General features: G+C 56.7%; 12 protein-coding genes. 9 read left to right on the top strand and 3 right to left on the bottom strand.

Going from position 1 to position 15,457, the window contains the following annotated elements; translation table 11 throughout:
* Nucleotides 1-129 precede the first annotated feature (129 nt).
* Nucleotides 130-954, top strand: a complete 825-nt coding sequence (locus tag AC16KF_RS11230; protein WP_484037405.1) for an MBL fold metallo-hydrolase — start codon at nucleotides 130-132, stop codon at nucleotides 952-954.
* Nucleotides 955-1,433: 479 nt separating this feature from the next.
* On the opposite strand, the gene AC16KF_RS11225 is transcribed toward AC16KF_RS11230, so the two are convergent.
* Both AC16KF_RS11225 and AC16KF_RS11220 read right to left on the bottom strand, forming a co-directional pair.
* Complete coding sequence (locus tag AC16KF_RS11225) at nucleotides 1,434-2,573, bottom strand: CaiB/BaiF CoA transferase family protein (protein ID WP_484037404.1); 1,140 nt, start codon at nucleotides 2,571-2,573, stop codon at nucleotides 1,434-1,436.
* Between the two features lie 146 nt (nucleotides 2,574-2,719).
* Nucleotides 2,720-3,418, bottom strand: coding sequence for a glycerol-3-phosphate acyltransferase (locus AC16KF_RS11220; RefSeq protein WP_484037403.1), 699 nt, complete (start codon nucleotides 3,416-3,418; stop codon nucleotides 2,720-2,722).
* A 46-nt stretch (nucleotides 3,419-3,464) separates the two neighbouring features.
* Here AC16KF_RS11220 and AC16KF_RS11215 point away from each other — a divergent pair, with 46 nt between their 5' ends.
* Nucleotides 3,465-3,611, top strand: a complete 147-nt coding sequence (locus tag AC16KF_RS11215; RefSeq protein WP_484037402.1) for a hypothetical protein — start codon at nucleotides 3,465-3,467, stop codon at nucleotides 3,609-3,611.
* Here the strand turns inward: AC16KF_RS11215 and AC16KF_RS11210 are convergent.
* Nucleotides 3,601-4,422 carry a DUF5656 family protein gene (locus tag AC16KF_RS11210; protein ID WP_484037401.1) on the bottom strand — a complete coding sequence of 274 codons (822 nt, stop codon included), beginning with the start codon at nucleotides 4,420-4,422 and terminating at the stop codon, nucleotides 3,601-3,603. The genes AC16KF_RS11215 and AC16KF_RS11210 overlap by 11 nt on opposite strands.
* Nucleotides 4,423-4,482: 60 nt before the next feature.
* Between AC16KF_RS11210 and AC16KF_RS11205 the strand changes: the two genes are divergently transcribed.
* The 7 genes from AC16KF_RS11205 to AC16KF_RS11175 all read left to right on the top strand — a co-directional run bounded on the left by AC16KF_RS11205 (nucleotide 4,483) and on the right by AC16KF_RS11175 (nucleotide 15,407).
* Complete coding sequence (locus AC16KF_RS11205) at nucleotides 4,483-5,490, top strand: hypothetical protein (RefSeq protein ID WP_484037400.1); 1,008 nt, start codon at nucleotides 4,483-4,485, stop codon at nucleotides 5,488-5,490.
* Between the two features lie 279 nt (nucleotides 5,491-5,769).
* Complete coding sequence (gene gyrB, locus AC16KF_RS11200) at nucleotides 5,770-7,698, top strand: DNA topoisomerase (ATP-hydrolyzing) subunit B (protein WP_484037399.1); 1,929 nt, start codon at nucleotides 5,770-5,772, stop codon at nucleotides 7,696-7,698.
* 138 nt (nucleotides 7,699-7,836) lie between these two features.
* Nucleotides 7,837-11,841 carry a GAF domain-containing protein gene (locus AC16KF_RS11195; protein ID WP_484037398.1) on the top strand — a complete coding sequence of 1,335 codons (4,005 nt, stop codon included), beginning with the start codon at nucleotides 7,837-7,839 and terminating at the stop codon, nucleotides 11,839-11,841.
* Nucleotides 11,838-12,992, top strand: coding sequence for an FIST signal transduction protein (locus tag AC16KF_RS11190; protein ID WP_484037397.1), 1,155 nt, complete (start codon nucleotides 11,838-11,840; stop codon nucleotides 12,990-12,992). Before AC16KF_RS11195 ends, AC16KF_RS11190 begins: the two co-directional genes overlap by 4 nt.
* Before the next feature lie 69 nt (nucleotides 12,993-13,061).
* Nucleotides 13,062-13,790 (top strand): hypothetical protein, encoded by a 729-nt coding sequence (locus AC16KF_RS11185; RefSeq protein WP_484037396.1) that lies wholly within the window; start codon nucleotides 13,062-13,064, stop codon nucleotides 13,788-13,790.
* Between the two features lie 232 nt (nucleotides 13,791-14,022).
* Nucleotides 14,023-14,445: a Fur family transcriptional regulator gene (locus AC16KF_RS11180; RefSeq protein WP_484037395.1), complete on the top strand. Its 423-nt coding sequence runs from the start codon at nucleotides 14,023-14,025 to the stop codon at nucleotides 14,443-14,445.
* Nucleotides 14,446-14,459: 14 nt separating this feature from the next.
* On the top strand, nucleotides 14,460-15,407 hold the full coding sequence (locus AC16KF_RS11175; RefSeq protein ID WP_484037394.1) for an energy-coupling factor ABC transporter permease: 948 nt from the start codon (nucleotides 14,460-14,462) through the stop codon (nucleotides 15,405-15,407).
* Nucleotides 15,408-15,457 lie beyond the last annotated feature (50 nt).

Below are 15,457 nucleotides of genomic sequence, written 5' to 3'. Positions count from 1 at the left end.
GGCATACGCGCCCCGTTACAAACTTTGCGCTGTACTACGAAAAGCGCCTAACACAAAGATTTATCTATACAACTTGAATTTTCCCCCCATTTATGCTATCAATAGGAAAATTTTCCCCAAGGATCTTGAATGCACCGAGAACGCGTATCTGAAAATGTATATTGGTTCCAAAGCGAAGTGTATGCGCAGGTGACGGCAGGCGTCATCGCCGGGCCGCAGTGGGCGGTGGTGATCGACACCCTCGCCCTGCCCGACGAAACCCTGAGCATCCGCGAATTCATCGAACACGAATTGAACGTCCCCGTCCGCTATGTGATCAACACCCACTACCACGCCGACCACGCCTGGGGCAACTGCTTCTTCCCCGGCGCCACCATCGTCGCGCACGAACACTGCCGCGCCATGCTCGAAGAACGCGGCATCCCCTCGCTCGAAGCCGCCAAACGGCAAAACCCCGCCATGCGACAAGTCAAGATCGCCCTGCCGCACATGACCTTCAAAGCCGGCGAACTCACCCTGCGCGTCGGCAAGAAGAACCTGATCCTCTCCACGACGCCCGGTCACAGCGGTGATGGCATCTCGGTGCTGGTGGAGGAAGACCGCATCCTCTTCGCAGGGGATGCCTTTATGCCCATCCCCTACATCGTCGACGGCGACGCGGACGACATTATGACCTCCATCAAACACATCGGGCGCATGGGGCTGGAAAACATCGTCCAAGGTCACGGCGATGTTATTCTGCGCGGCGAGATCGACGCGGCGGTCAAGGAAAACCTCAATTACCTGACAACCATCAAAAGATCGGTGAAATCCGCATCGAAGCGTAAGAACGCCGAAGAACTCATCGAACAGATCAGTATCGAGTCATGCGGCAAGAGCCGCGTTTACCTCGGCGGGCTTGCCGAACAACTACACCGCAGAAATTTACAAGCCCTGCTCCAATCCATGAGTTAACAGACGCCATAAAGCGCGATTGATCTTGCGAGGGAGCGTCTAAAATCGAACCCATCCACGATCATGTTACCCTGAGAGAGTGTTTCTTAGCGCCTTTTTGCTCTCACAGGGTCTGTGACCCTGTGAAATGCGGCGGTCACAGACCGCCTTAGAGCGTAACCGCGTAACGCGAGACTGCGAAGCGTCTCGCGTGTTAGGCTACCCTTGCGCAAGAGCGACATAAATGACGCATTACGAGAACCGACTTGACCTCAACTGCGTAACATCAGTTTCTTAAGACACAGATAACATGGATTTCACGGAGAAAACCATATAAAAATCCGTGTTTGGCCGTGTAATCCGTCAAACTTGTACTGCGACTGAAAGAAGCGTCGAAGTATCCGTGTACTGAAGAAACAGTGTCTGAGTGAAAGCGAGGGGGCTCTGAGTTAAGGGCAATGTGAATCTTGCCATACATGCGCGCCGAGTCTCCCCTCTCGCTACTTTCCAATCACCCCGCTTGCCGACAACTCGTCAAGTTCTTCCGCTGAGAAAAACTCCCCAAGGACTTCACGCGTCTGCTCACCCAGTTTCGGAACTGGACGTTCCCCGCCTCGCGCGAACACAAACGGAGAATTCAACCCCACCGCCCTGCCATCCACTTCGCGGACAAACCCGCGAGCCCTCACCTGCGGATGAGCCAGCATCTCTTCGAACGACAAGACCGGCTCGACGCACCCATCCGTGTTTGAAAATGCTTCCAACCATTCAGCCAGCGACCTCGCCTTGAAGATCGCCGCCACTTCATCTTTAATTGCCCGGTCGAATTGACGTTTGACCAGTTCATCCCTGCCGGTCACCCGGCAGAAATCGTTCCAGAAGGGGGGTTCGAGCGCGGCGAGGGTTAGGAACTTCCCATCCGCAGTTTCATAAATGTTATAGCAAGCCAGCCCGCCCTGCAGAGGGAGCGTGCCCCCGGCAAATGGAACACCGCTGAAGTGAGCCGCACCCGCCTGGGGAATCGTCAACGCGAGCATCCCATCGAACAACGCCAGATCGAGATATGCGCCATTCCCTGAGGTTTGCTTTCCGATCACCGCGCTTAAAATGGCAAGCCCCGCCAGCATCGCGCCGCTTAAATCAGCAATGGTCACGCCGAAGGGAATCGGCGCCTGCCCCTCTTTCGCGTTCAATGCCAGCGCGCCGCTGATCGCCGCATAGTTCAGGTCGTGTCCCGCGCGTCGGCTTAACGGACCCTCCTGCCCATACCCCGAGAGGGAACAATAGACCAAGTTTGGTTTCACCGCTTTGAGCGATTCGTACCCGATCTTATATCGCTCAACAACCCCGGGACGAAACCCTTCGATCACCACATCGGCAGTTTCTACAAGTTTCATGAACGCGTCGCGCCCACGCGGGTTGCGATAGTTGACCGCGACGCTTTTCTTTCCCTGATTGATCATTTCGAACAAGCCGCCCAATCCCATTTCGGCGGGAGCCAGCCGCGCATAATCGCCCGCGGTTGGCGTTTCCACTTTGATCACCTCCGCGCCGAGGTCGGCGAGTAGTTGCGTCAGGAACGGACCCGGCAACAGGCGCGTGAGATCGAGGATGCGAATTCCCTTGAGGGGCTGAATCATAAATGTCTCCGGTTCATCTTGTACAAGAAGAGCCTTTGTTTGCCGCGGTCATCAGGGACGCGAGAGGTAGTCTATTTGTCCGGGCGCAAAATGAATTTTGCGGTACGAACCGCATGATGAATAGCCCCCGCAAAAACATGCGCGGGCTATTTTGAATCGCGCGATGCCCCGGCGGCTTTTTCTTTGCGCGCGCGCAACCAACCGGCGAGGCTGATGCTGATCACGCGTTCGTTGCCGGCAAATATTTTTTGGATGTTTGGTCTCAACGCCCAGATCAACAAGATCTCGGCGATCAACCCGTAGAGCACATTGGTCCACGGCATCAAGCCCAGCGAGGCGCGCACAGCGAACACCACGATAATGCCCAAGCCCACCGTCAGCGTTGCCACCGATGCCATGCCCAGCGTGAACAGCACAAACGCGCCGATCACAAATACGATGGGGAACGTCCAACTCCACAAGCCGACTGCGCCACCCAACGCCGGCATTGCCCCCGCCCCGCCGCGCAATCGGAAACGCCCGTTGGCATCGCGCTCGGCGAGAAAGATCGAATAGTTATGCCCAAGGATCGCCGCCAGCCCCGCCAGCACATGCGCCAGGCTCGCCTCTGGAGTGATCGAACGCGCAACCCACACGGCAACAGCGGCTTTGACAATGTCGAGGATCGCGGTGGCAAACCCGATCCCGAACCCCGCCGCGCGAAATGCGTTCGTCCCGCCGGTGCGCCCGCTTTCAACCTCTCGCAAATCTTTGCCGGTTTTCAATTTGACGAGAATCAACCCCACAGGTATCGAGCCTAGCAGATATCCGACGAGCACCGCAACAATATCGAGCGCAATTTGCATTTCACTTCCTCCAAGCATAGTCTACAACAAAAAACACGTAATCATCTTGCGAGTTTCTCTATTTCACAAGCTCAGCGCGGACCCGATCACCTACCCCCGCGACCCTGAAGCCGCGCCTACGCTGGGCGAGGCAGTTGCAGGTCCGGTCAGAGGCGAGTGGGAGAGTCTGCGCGCGAATGATCTCACCGAATGAAGACCGCCAAGCCCCAACAGATCATGATGGCAAGGGCAGGTTCGAGCGCGGCGCGGCGCGAGGGAAGTTCTTCGCGCAAGCTGATCGCTAAATTCGTCAGCCCATACATGGGACCGATCATCATCAACCCAAATTGGATCGGCGAGATGGGCCAATAATGAAACCCCGCGGCGAGTTGCACGCATACAAATGCAATACCCAGCGACCAGGCAAATTCCCATCGCCCCTCCAAGCGGAGGTAAAGAATTCTCAGGCTGGCAAACCCGGCAAAGAGAAACAACGCCGGCAGGGTAAAGAAGAGCCGCAAGTCGCCATAACGCAACGCGACGGCGAGGATAAAAAATAACGCGTAGGAGATAGCGGTTAAACCTGCCAGGGCAGTGGTGTAGTATGGCGCGCCCAGATCGACAACAATGTATTCGGCGATAAAAGCGAAGATGAGGAAAATTCCGCTCACACTAAAGCCGATCCACCAGGGGGTTCCATCGGGGAGCAGGGACAGGGGAATGCTGATGGCGAGCGTTGTCAGCGTGGGCAAAATCCACCACTGATACGTGGGTCTGCCATTGAGGGCAGGATGCCCGCGCAGGAGCCAGTCCATGCCTGTGGCGGTGAGCCCGGCGGTGAGCAGGCTCATGATAATGGGAATATTCAGCGGGATGGAAAGGAAGAAGCCCGGTAGTTGCAAGTTGAGGTCGAACTCAGGGGATTGAATGATACGCGCCAACGCCAACGCGAGCAACACGGTGGAGGTTAGCACGCCGATACGGTTCGAATCGGGAAAGTACGAGCGCTCGTTCATGTTCTTCATTTTAACCCGTGCCGCGGAAGCGTGCCAGCGCGCGAATCGGTATGGTAGAATCAATTGCTTATGAACGTGGAAAATGCGGAAAAACTTCCCCCGGTGCCCGGCGTGTTTCAATCTTTAAGGCTCGGCTTTGATGTGGTCTCATCGCACGTATGGTTGATCTTCCTGCCGATCGCCTTGGACGTATTTCTCTGGCTGGGTCCGCGCTTGAGCGCCGGGCAGGTGTATTCGTCGATGTTGGCGAACATGCTGGCGGTGTTCAAAGACCGTCCCCTGCCCGAAACAGAGACCAGGGCGCTGAACGATTTTGTGGAAGCGATCAATCGCATCAACTGGTTTAGCTGGTTGCGAACGTTACCGGTCGGGATTTCCAGTTTGGATTCATTCATCATCCCGGAGACTCTAACCGCGACGACCCCATTGGGGACACAATCGGTCATCCAATTAGGATCGATCTTCAGCCTGTTCGGCTGGACTTGCCTCATCATCCTCGCCGGCTGGGTGGGTGGAGGTTTATACTTCCGCCTTGTATCCATCACCACACTTGGCAAGGAAGAAGCGGGCATAAGCGTGGGGCGGGCGCTGATCCAAACAGTATTGCTGTCGATCGTGTTGAACATCGGTTTTTTCATCGTCTTCCTGCCCGTTTCGATGATCGTTGGAGCGGTTGGGTTGCTCAGCCCGGTATTGAGCACAGCCATCATGTTTATCCTTGCGCTGCTTTCCTACTGGGTGATCGTGCCGTTGTTCTTCACCCCGCATGGGATCTTTACCCGCCGGCAAAATGCGTTCCATTCGATGTACTCCAGCCTGCGGGTTTCGCGCTTCACGTTTCCTACCAGCGCCTTGTTTGTGTTGACCGTGTTCGTAGTGGCAAGCGGGTTGAACTTCTTGTGGAGAGTGCCCCCCAGCGACACGTGGATGAAACTGGTCGGCATCTTTGGTCATGCGTTCATTAGCACCATGCTTCTCTCAGCCAGTTTTGCGTATTATCGCAATATCAACGAGTGGTTGCGGGTGGTTCTCGAACAACTTCAGCAAAAACAAAACATGCCTACGCAACAGGCATGACTTCTTTATAGTAGGACTACGCAATTGAACCTGTTGCGCCGTAGTTGCGCTGCGGCGGCGGCAGTACAACCGCCCGCCAACTGCGCAAGTCCTGTATAGTAGACGTTATCGGAAATAATTTTTCGGACGCGGATTGACGCGGAAAACGCGGATTTTTTCTTCTTTATCAGCGTTCATCGGCGTTTATCCGCGTCCTACAAAAGAACTTGGGCTTATTACCGATAAAGTCTAGTATCCTGACACCGCTCCCCAGGGAACGGTAATTTTTCGGAGGTATTTGTGGCAAAGAAACAAGACACCGGCTACGATGTAGGGTCGATCCAGGCGCTCGAGGGAATCGAGCATGTGCGCAAGCGCCCCGGCATGTACGTGGGCGGCACCGACATCAAAGCCTTGCACCACCTCGTGTATGAAGTGGTGGATAACGCCATCGACGAAGCGTTGGCAGGGTTCTGCACAGCGATCAACATCACCATCCATGCCGATAGCAGTGTGACCGTGGAAGACAACGGGCGCGGTATCCCCGTCGGTCCGCACCCGACGAAAAAAGACGCCAAAGGCAAGGCGATGGAAACGGTCGATGTGGTGATGACCGTGATCGGCGCGGGCGGCAAATTCGGCGGCGGCGGATACAAAGTCTCCGGCGGTTTGCACGGCGTGGGTGTGAGCGCCGTCAACGCGCTTTCAGAGTGGATGACCACCGAGATCAAGCGCGATGGCAAACTCTGGCAACAACAATACAAACGCGGCGTGCCGCAAGGCGCCATCAAACAGATCGGCAAGGTATCGAAGGAAGAAAGCGGCACCAAGCAAACCTATAAATTCGATAAACAGATCTTCACCGAGGATATCGATTACCGTTTCGACACGCTCGTACAGCGCTTCCGCGAAATGGCGTTCGTGACGCGCGGCGTAACCATCCGATTCGTGGACGAACGCAACGACCGCGAGATGACCTTCTACTTCGAGGGCGGCATCACCTCGTTCGTACGCTACCTCAACCGCAACCGCGAGAACCTGCACTCCGTTGTGTACGTGGAAAAAGAGATCGAGAACATCGGCGTTGAAGCCGCCATCCAATACACAGACGCATACACCGAATCGGTCTATTCGTTTGCGAACACGATTAACACCATCGACGGCGGCACGCACCTGACCGGCTTGCGCTCCTCGTTGACGCGCGTCATCAACGATTATGCCCGCAAGAACGGCTTGCTCAAAGACGCCGACCCAAACTTCTCCGGCGACGACACACGCGAAGGACTCACCGCCATCGTTTCGGTCAAGCACCCGGGGCCGCAGTTCGAGTCGCAGACCAAAGTGAAATTGATGAACCCCGAAGTGCAGACGTACGTCACACAGGTGGTGGGCGACGCGTTCGGCACATTCCTCGAGGAAAACCCGCAAGCCGCAAAAGCGATCGTGGCGAAATGTCTCACCTCGGCGCGGGCGCGCGATGCGGCGCGTAAAGCGCGCGATCTCGTCATCCGCAAGTCTGCGCTTGAGTCGCTGACCCTGCCCGGTAAACTGGCAGACTGCTCGGAGCGCGATTCATCGAAGACCGAACTCTACATCGTGGAAGGCGATTCCGCAGGCGGATCAGCCAAACAGGGGCGCGATCGCCACTTCCAAGCCATCCTGCCACTGCGCGGAAAGATCATGAACACCGAGCGCGCCCGCCTCGACAAAATCCTATCAAGCAATGAGATCAAGGCGCTCATCTCCGCGTTGGGCACCGGCATCGGCGATAACTTCGATCTCGAGGGTCTGCGCTATGGGCGCGTGATCATCATGACCGACGCCGACGTGGACGGTTCGCACATCCGCACGCTCTTGCTCACGTTCTTCTTCCGGTACATGCCGCAACTGATCGATGACGGGCATCTCTACATTGCCCAGCCCCCACTGTATCGCATCGCCTACAAGAACAATGTCAAATACGTATACAGCGACAAGGAAAAAGACAAAGCCTTGAAAGAGATCGGCGACAAGGCAAACCTGCAACGCTACAAAGGTCTCGGCGAAATGAACCCGTCTCAACTTTGGGAAACCACCATGAACCCCGAGAACCGCACGTTGCTTCTAGTGACCGTGGACGATGCCGCCGAAGCCGACCGCACCTTCGACATGCTGATGGGCGACGCGGTAGACCCCCGCCGCAAATTCATCCAGACGCACGCCAAGGCAGTGCGAAACCTGGATATTTAGCCAGCGTCTAACGTCCCGCAGGGTCAAACCTGCGGGACGTTTTCTTTTCCGGTCAAGGCTCCACCTTTCCTCTTTGTTATGAAAGTACCATAGTGATAGCCGGGGGAGGTGGAGTAAAATTTTAGAAACGGTCCGTTCATGAACCAAACTCAAAGCCCTAACCAAGTATTCAATCGTATCCTGCAAGCCACCGTCCTGTTCTACCAGGGCGTGGCAGTTGTGGCGTTCATTCTAACCATCGTTTTCGCTGTACGCTGGATGAACCAACCCTTCATCGGCGGATTCTTCGAAAGCACGCTCATCCTCAACGGAACCGGAAAAAACAATCCCGAACAACAGCCCTGGGCGCTCTACAAACAAGGATTCAGCTTCGGCGACCAACTGATGGCGGTGGATGGCAAACCGGTCAGATCCTCCGCGGACATCCGCGACGCGCTCGCTTCATTTCAGACGGGGGATTCGGTCGCCCTCCTGATAAAAACATCCACCGGGGAAACAAAGACCGCCGATATCGTCCTTCAGGTATTTTCCTCCGCTGACCGTTTTGCCTACTTCATTATACCGGCGTTGATCAGCGGCGTATTTCTCTTCGTCGGCTTGTGGATCTTCGGCTTCCGCCGCAATGAACCGGCCGGGCGCGCCTTCTCCATTTTTTCCTCCTCCCTCGGAATTGCCATCGGCACCCTGTTCAACCTCTACACCACGCACGAATTTTCGCCCTTGTGGACTCTCTCCGTTGCCCTCGCCGGCGCATCGTTGATCGACCTCAGCCTGGTCTTCCCACAAGAGGCGCGTTTGGTGATCGGGCGCGCCTACTTGCGAAGCATTGGGTATATCGTCGCCATTGTCCTTTCCCTGCTGGCATTCACGACGCTGTTCGATAGGGTAAACGCCCTGGCGTATGTGGGCGCATGGCAAAAGATCTACTCTTTCACCGGTTTCTCCGGATTGTTTTACTTCGGCAACCTCACCTATCGCGGCTTCTGGACGATCTCACCGGTGGTCAAGAGTCAAGCGCGTACCATCCTGATCGGTTCCTTGTTCGCATTCGTCCCCATTGTTTCCTGGCTGCTACTTTCTTCGTTTAACGATACACCCTTCAACCCCTATTTGTTCCTGTTCATGGTCGCGTTCCCGCTCGTGAACGGATTCGTGATCCTGCGTTACCGGCTCGTACGCACCGATTATTGGATTCGCCAAGGGATCGTATACAGCATCCTGACCGGACTCGTCATCGCCATATACGGCTTGCTGGTCAGCGGCATTGGGTTGATCTTCACCGACCAAATGCCATCGGACAATCCGTTTCTGATCGGCGGGCTGGTCTTTGTGGTAGCCGTCTTCCTCGACCCGGCGCGTACCCGCCTGCAAACCCTGGTAGACAGCGCCTTCTTCCGCGGGCAACGCGCCTACGAAGAACGATTGCGGACCTTCAGCCACGAACTCACCAGCGCGGTGGACTTGTATTCCATCGGTCGCGTCCTGCGCGAACAGATCGCCAGCAGTCTCGTCCCCGATCGCCTGCACATCTACATCTACGATTCATTGAACGATCAATATGCCGCCCTGCCCGGTGTCGACAGCCGCCCCACCAGCGACATCCGCTTCACCTCCGTCAGTCCGCTCGCGCGTCATCTTCAAGCGGAAAAAATTCCGCTCTATTTGGATTCCATCCACGAACCGGTCAATTTAAAAAGCGAAGATTCGCGCCTCGCCATCTTAGGCGCGCGGCTTTTTGTGGCGCTACCCGGCGAGGAGAAACCTGTCGGCTGGTTGGCGCTTGGCAATACGCTCTCCGGCAACGCATACACGCCGCGCGACCTCGACTTTCTCGAAAACCTTGCAGACCAGGCTTCGTTAGCCATTTCGCGCGTGCAAACCGTTCTCGACCTGGAACGGCGCGTGCAAGAGATGAACGCCCTCACTCGCGTTTCGCAAGGCGTGAACATCACCCTCACCTTCGACGACGTGCTCGAGTTGATCTTTGCGCAAGCGACACAGATCATCCCCTCCACACACTTTCACATCACCCTGCACAACAAAGCCGCCAATTATTTTTATTACGGCTTCTGCGTGGATGACCGCGAGCGCGCGCCACACCGTGAAAACAGACCCCTGCCGCCCAGTTTTGGTCTGGGACAAGAGATCATCCGCCGCGGCGCAACCATCCTCACGCAAGATTACTCGCGCGAATGCCAGGCGCGCAACATCACCGCCGCCTCGCCCGGCGTCTACGCATGGATGGGCGTGCCGCTGAACGCCGGCGCGGAGACCATCGGCGCATTGAGCGTCGCCAGCCGCGACGCCACCGTCACCTACACACACGCCCAGCTCGAACTCCTGCAAGCCATCGCCGACCAGACCGTAGGCGCCATCGTCAAAGCGCGCCTGCTCGAAGAGACACAGGAACGCGCCCGCCAACTTTCCACCTTAAACGAAATCACGCGGCAACTCACCTCCACGCTCGAACAGGAACCGTTGCTTCAATATATCCTCGATAACGCCGTCAGCATTTTAAACTGCGAATCGGGCTCGCTTTTCCTCATGGATGACCAGACCGGCGACCTCGTCTTCCGCGTCACGGTGGGACCTGCGGCTGGGAACCTGCTCGGTCAACGCATTCCCGCCGGGGCGGGGATCGTCGGGCGCGCCGTGCAAACCCGCGTGCCGGTCATCGAGAACGATGGGCAACGCTCCGCCATGCGTTTCGATGCCGCCGATAAACAGACCGGGTACCTCTCGCGTTCCCTGCTTGCCGTGCCCATGCTCATCAAAGACCGCGTGCTTGGCGTGATCGAAGTGATCAACCGCAACGACGGGCTTCCGTTCGTGGCAGACGACCAGAACCTGCTCACGGCGTTTGCGGGCCAGGCGGCGGTTGCCATTGAAAACGCCCGCCTGCTCGCCCTCACAGACCAGGAGCTTTCAGCCCGCGTGGAAGAACTCTCGATCATGGGTCGCATCGTGCGCGAGTTAAACGCCAGCCTCGATGTGGACCGCGCCATGAACATTACCCTCGACTGGGGCATGCGACGCTCGAACGCCGAGGCGGGATTGATCGGTATGTTGGAAGGGCAGGAACTGCGTATCATCGCGCAGGAAGGGTACGATGACTTGCTAAACGACGCCAGTGTTGCCTACACCACACTTGAACTGCCCGCCGTCAAGGAGGCGATCGAAAAAGGTCAGCCGAATCAGGTGTCCCTGGTGGGAACCGGGCATCGCGGCGTCTTCCCCGGCGCGCATACCCAGATCATCGTCCCCATTCGCCGCGAAGCCGGTGTCATCGGCTTGATCCTGCTCGAAAGCGTCAGCGACTCGCAGGGCAACCTTGATTTTCTCAACCGCCTGAGCGACAACGCCGCCATCGCCATCTACAACGCGCAACTATACGGCGAGGTGCAACAGGCGAACACAGCCAAAAGCGAATTTGTTTCGCTCGTGGCGCACGAACTCAAAAACCCGATGACCTCGATCAAAGGCTATTCCGAACTTCTCGCCTCGGGCACGGTGGGGCAGATCAACGAAATGCAAACCAACTTCCTCGGCACGATCCGCTCAAATGTTGAGCGGATGTCGGTGCTGGTGTCGGACCTGAACGATAATGCCAAGATCGAAGCCGGGCGATTGAAACTCGATTTCACACCGGTCAACCTTGCCGCCGTGGTGGAAGATGTGTTGCGTTCGACCCGCCGCCAGGTGGAGGAAAAACACCAGGAAGTGGAAGTCAGCATCCCGCCTCAATTGCCGCAAGTTTGGGCAGACCGTATCCGCGTGGGACAGGTGATGACCAACCTGGTCAGCAATGCAAACAAATACACCACCGACGGCGGAACAATCATGATCGGCGCGGAAGAAACCGCCAATCGATGGGACGAGGCTGGCGCGAGGCGTGTGGCGCACCTGTGGGTGCGCGATAACGGCATCGGCATCAGCGCCGAAGACCAGGTCAAGATCTTCCAGCGATTCTTCCGTTCGGATGATATGAAAGCGCGCGAAGCGCCGGGCACCGGACTGGGATTGAACATTACGAAAAGTTTGGTTGAAATGCAGGGCGGGCGCATCTGGTTCGAAAGCGAATACAGGAAGGGAACCACGTTCCACTTTACGGTTCCGATCGCGGAAGGAATCTCGCAGACATGACGTTACATTTTGCGGTCGGGCAGGCGCACGCGTTGAATGGTCGCGAAGCCAGTTTGCAGGCAACCCATCAGGCGTTGAACCGACTCGGTCCCGTCACGCCCACGTTTGGCATGGTTTTTGCATCGCACCAATATCAGGCGCGCGATGTGGTGAGCGGCATCTCGGGTTTGCTGGGCGATACGCCCATCATCGGCATGAGCAGTCCCGTTGGCATCACCAATGAGGGTGCGCATCCGAACTCGGTGGTGATCGCGCTCATGGCGGGCGATGTGCAAGCCGAAACGCACTGGATCCCCGGCTTTGCCCAGTCGGCGCGCGAGGCGGGCGCGAAACTGATGAAAACCGTCATCGATCACAAAGATAACCGCGCCCTGTTCTTTTTTGCCGATGGCTTCAACGGCGATGCCGACCAGTTGTGCAACGCGATCCCCAATGTGACCTTTCCGCTGACGGGGGCGCTCTCCTCCGGGGATATGCATACGGGTCATTCCTACCAGCTGGCTGGTCCGCAAACCGGAGGCGGCGCGCTCACGGCGGCGTTCCTGCGCGGCAACTTCCGCGTAGGTATCGGCGTGGCGCACGGGTGGAATCCGGTCGGCGCGCAATTCCGCGTGACACGTTCGCGCGGCTTTTGGTTGCGCACCTTGGATGGCAAGCCCGCCTCCGAAACCTATGCGCGTTTGTTCGGCTACCCGGCGCGTGATTGGGCATTCCCTCCGCTGAGCCACCTGGCGAGGCTGTATCCGCTGGGCGTGGAACAAGGCGACCAAATGACGATCCGCTCCCCCATCCGTGTGGAAGCGGATGGCAGTTTCCGCATGAACGCGCCCGTCCGCGATGGCACAGACGCGTATTTGCTGGTCGGTAGTCGCGTCTCGTGTGAGAACGCCGCCCACTCCGCCGCGCAACAAGCCTTGAAAGCGCTGGATGGGGCAAAGCCGGTCTTCGCTTTTGTGATGGTTGACCTTGCCTGGGAGATGTTGTTGAAATCTCATCCGGGCGCCGAGGTTGCCGCCTTGCGTGAAATTTTCGGGTCAGCCCTGCCGATGGCCGGCGGGTATTCGCTTGGGCAGATCGTGCCGGGGAAGATGCCTGTGCCGCAGTTATTGAACCAACATATCGTTGTCGTTGCCTTTGGGGAAGATAGTTAAATACGCAAAGTGAACTTTGCGGCACAGACTCCCAACGGGGTATGATTAGGGGTGGAATGAGGAGTAAAAATGAAATTCAAACCGGTTTTCTTTTTATGTTTCATATTGTTGAGCGCTTGCCTGCCGACGCCTGCCGCTCCCCCTAGCGCCTCGGTTGAGCCATCTTTTACGCCGCTTCCGCCGCCAACGTTGACTTCCCTGCCTCTGATTACCGCAACGCCAACCTTCATTTCCACCGAATCGCCGACCCCGTTACCCGTAGGCAACACACCCATCTCGACATCGACACCGGCTCCCGCCAACGCTGGATTTTGCACAGACCCGCAGGTGATGGCGGTGATCGATTCGTTCAAATCCTCCATGCTCAACGAAGATGGTCCGTTATTGAGCCTGCTCGTAAGCCCGGTCAGCGGCATGGATGTCCGTTTCTTCCGCGCTGGGAACGTATTGACCTATTCTCAAGAGCGGGCAAAATTCCTTTTCATATCAACGTATCAAGCGGATTGGGGAGCGCGCCCCGCCGGCGGCGAGAAGGTGATCGGCGCATTCCACGAGGTGGTTGTGCCCGAGTTGCAGAAATTCCTCCAACAAGCCTACACGTTGCACTGCAACGAACTCCGTTATGGCGGCGCAACTTATCAACCCACTTGGGCGTATAACGGAAATTTTTACGCGCTCCACTTCCCCGGTACCGAGGAATTCGGTTTCCTCGATTGGCAAACATGGGTGATCGGCATCGATGACGTGAACGGCGCGCCATACATCTATGCGCTGACACAGTTTTTTTGGGAGCCGTAGATAATATTCGCCTTGTATCCATCGCCTCTATTTCCCTGGCGGACGTTCCCAAACGTCCGCTATTTTTTTCTTATCAGGCATTCCGCAGTTGGCGGGCAGTTGCACTGCCGCCGCCGCAGTGCAACTACGGCGCAACAGGTTCAACTGCGTAAGTCCTGCTCATGTAAGAATTAGTCCAGCCATGTAGACTAAGCATTAAATTTATTGTAAAAACTTGCAATAAGGATTCGATATGTCTTGTGGCTTAGCATACGCTCCCCAACTTCGCTCGCTGGGTTACCGCATCACCCCGCAACGGATGGCGATCCTGCATGTGTTGTGTCACTCGGGGAAGCATCTTTCGCCGCGCGATGTGTATCAAAAGGCGAAAAAAAATCTTCCGACTCTCACCGAGCCTACGGTCTATCGCACCTTGGATTTTCTTGCAAAGAACGGGCTGGCGCGTCCGACCCAAGCGGGTAAAGGACGTTTACGGTATGAAATGGCAAAGGACGAGCACCATCACCTCGTTTGCCGCGTATGTGGCGACGAGATCGAAGTGGAGCATGAACTGCTCGAAAGTATGTATCGCAAAATGGAATCAACCAGCGGGTATCAACGTATTGATCGTCATGTGACTTTCTTCGGGGTGTGCCCGGAGTGTCTGAAAACCTAAACGAGGAGAATACCATGCACTACTCACCTGTAGCCCTTCATATTCCCGACGGATTCTTGTCGCTGGTAGTTTCGCTGATCTGTTGGGCGATCACGGCAGTCGTACTGGCAATGGCTGTCTCGCGCACGAACAGAGCGCTCGGCGAAAAACAAGTTCCGTTGATGGGTATCATGGCGGCGTTCATCTTCGCCGCGCAGATGCTGAATTTCCCGGTTGCGGGCGGCACCTCGGGGCATTTGCTGGGCGGCGCGCTTGCGGCGATCGTGCTCGGTCCGTGGGCGGGGATGTTGGTGATGACGGCGGTCATTGCCGTGCAGGCGTTGTTGTTCCAAGATGGCGGCTTGATCGTCATGGGCGCGAACATTTTGAATATGGGCTTGATCACCGCGATGATCGGGTATGGTTTGTATCGCAGTGTTTCGAATGCAAGCCGCACGACGAAGCTTGTTGTGGCTGGCGTTGCCGCATGGCTTTCGGTGATGGCGGGCGCGCTCGCCACCGCGCTTCAGCTGTGGTTGAGCGGAACGAGCGATCTGCAAACCGTGACCATCGCCATGTTGGGAGTGCACGCGTTGATCGGGGTCGGCGAGGCGTTAATCACCGTTGCCGCGTTGACATTCATCATGCAAACCCGCCCCGACTTGTTGGATGAAACATCCGCTTCGGCGCAGGGTGGGCGTGGATGGGTGATCCCGGGCATTGCTCTTTCAGTGGCGGTTGTTTTGCTTTCACCGCTTGCTTCCGCTCATCCCGATGGGCTCGAACGCGTGGCGAAGAATATGGGCTTCCTTGAACTCGGGCAGTCTGCGCCGTATTCGATCATCCCCGATTACACGGTTCCGTTCCTCGGCACGACAGCGCTTTCCACGATTGTTGCCGGCATCATTGGCGCGTTGGTTGTGCTTGGGCTTTCGATCCTTGCGGGCAGGTCGTTGCAGAAGAAATCGCAAATGAGCAAGTGAGCAAGTAGGCAAATGAGCAAGTAGGCAAATGTGGTCTTGGTTTCGACACA

The organism is Candidatus Defluviilinea gracilis, from assembly GCF_057138825.1.
This window is presented reverse-complemented; position numbering and strand designations above follow the sequence as displayed.

Coding starts and splice junctions, on each gene's coding strand:
- AC16KF_RS11230 (WP_484037405.1), top strand. CDS start 130: ATGCACCGAGAACGCGTATCTGAAAATGTATATTGGTTCCAAAGCGAA.
- AC16KF_RS11225 (WP_484037404.1), bottom strand. CDS start 2,573: ATGATTCAGCCCCTCAAGGGAATTCGCATCCTCGATCTCACGCGCCTG.
- AC16KF_RS11220 (WP_484037403.1), bottom strand. CDS start 3,418: ATGCAAATTGCGCTCGATATTGTTGCGGTGCTCGTCGGATATCTGCTA.
- AC16KF_RS11210 (WP_484037401.1), bottom strand. CDS start 4,422: ATGAAGAACATGAACGAGCGCTCGTACTTTCCCGATTCGAACCGTATC.
- AC16KF_RS11205 (WP_484037400.1), top strand. CDS start 4,483: ATGAACGTGGAAAATGCGGAAAAACTTCCCCCGGTGCCCGGCGTGTTT.
- AC16KF_RS11195 (WP_484037398.1), top strand. CDS start 7,837: ATGAACCAAACTCAAAGCCCTAACCAAGTATTCAATCGTATCCTGCAA.
- AC16KF_RS11190 (WP_484037397.1), top strand. CDS start 11,838: ATGACGTTACATTTTGCGGTCGGGCAGGCGCACGCGTTGAATGGTCGC.
- AC16KF_RS11185 (WP_484037396.1), top strand. CDS start 13,062: ATGAAATTCAAACCGGTTTTCTTTTTATGTTTCATATTGTTGAGCGCT.
- AC16KF_RS11180 (WP_484037395.1), top strand. CDS start 14,023: ATGTCTTGTGGCTTAGCATACGCTCCCCAACTTCGCTCGCTGGGTTAC.
- AC16KF_RS11175 (WP_484037394.1), top strand. CDS start 14,460: ATGCACTACTCACCTGTAGCCCTTCATATTCCCGACGGATTCTTGTCG.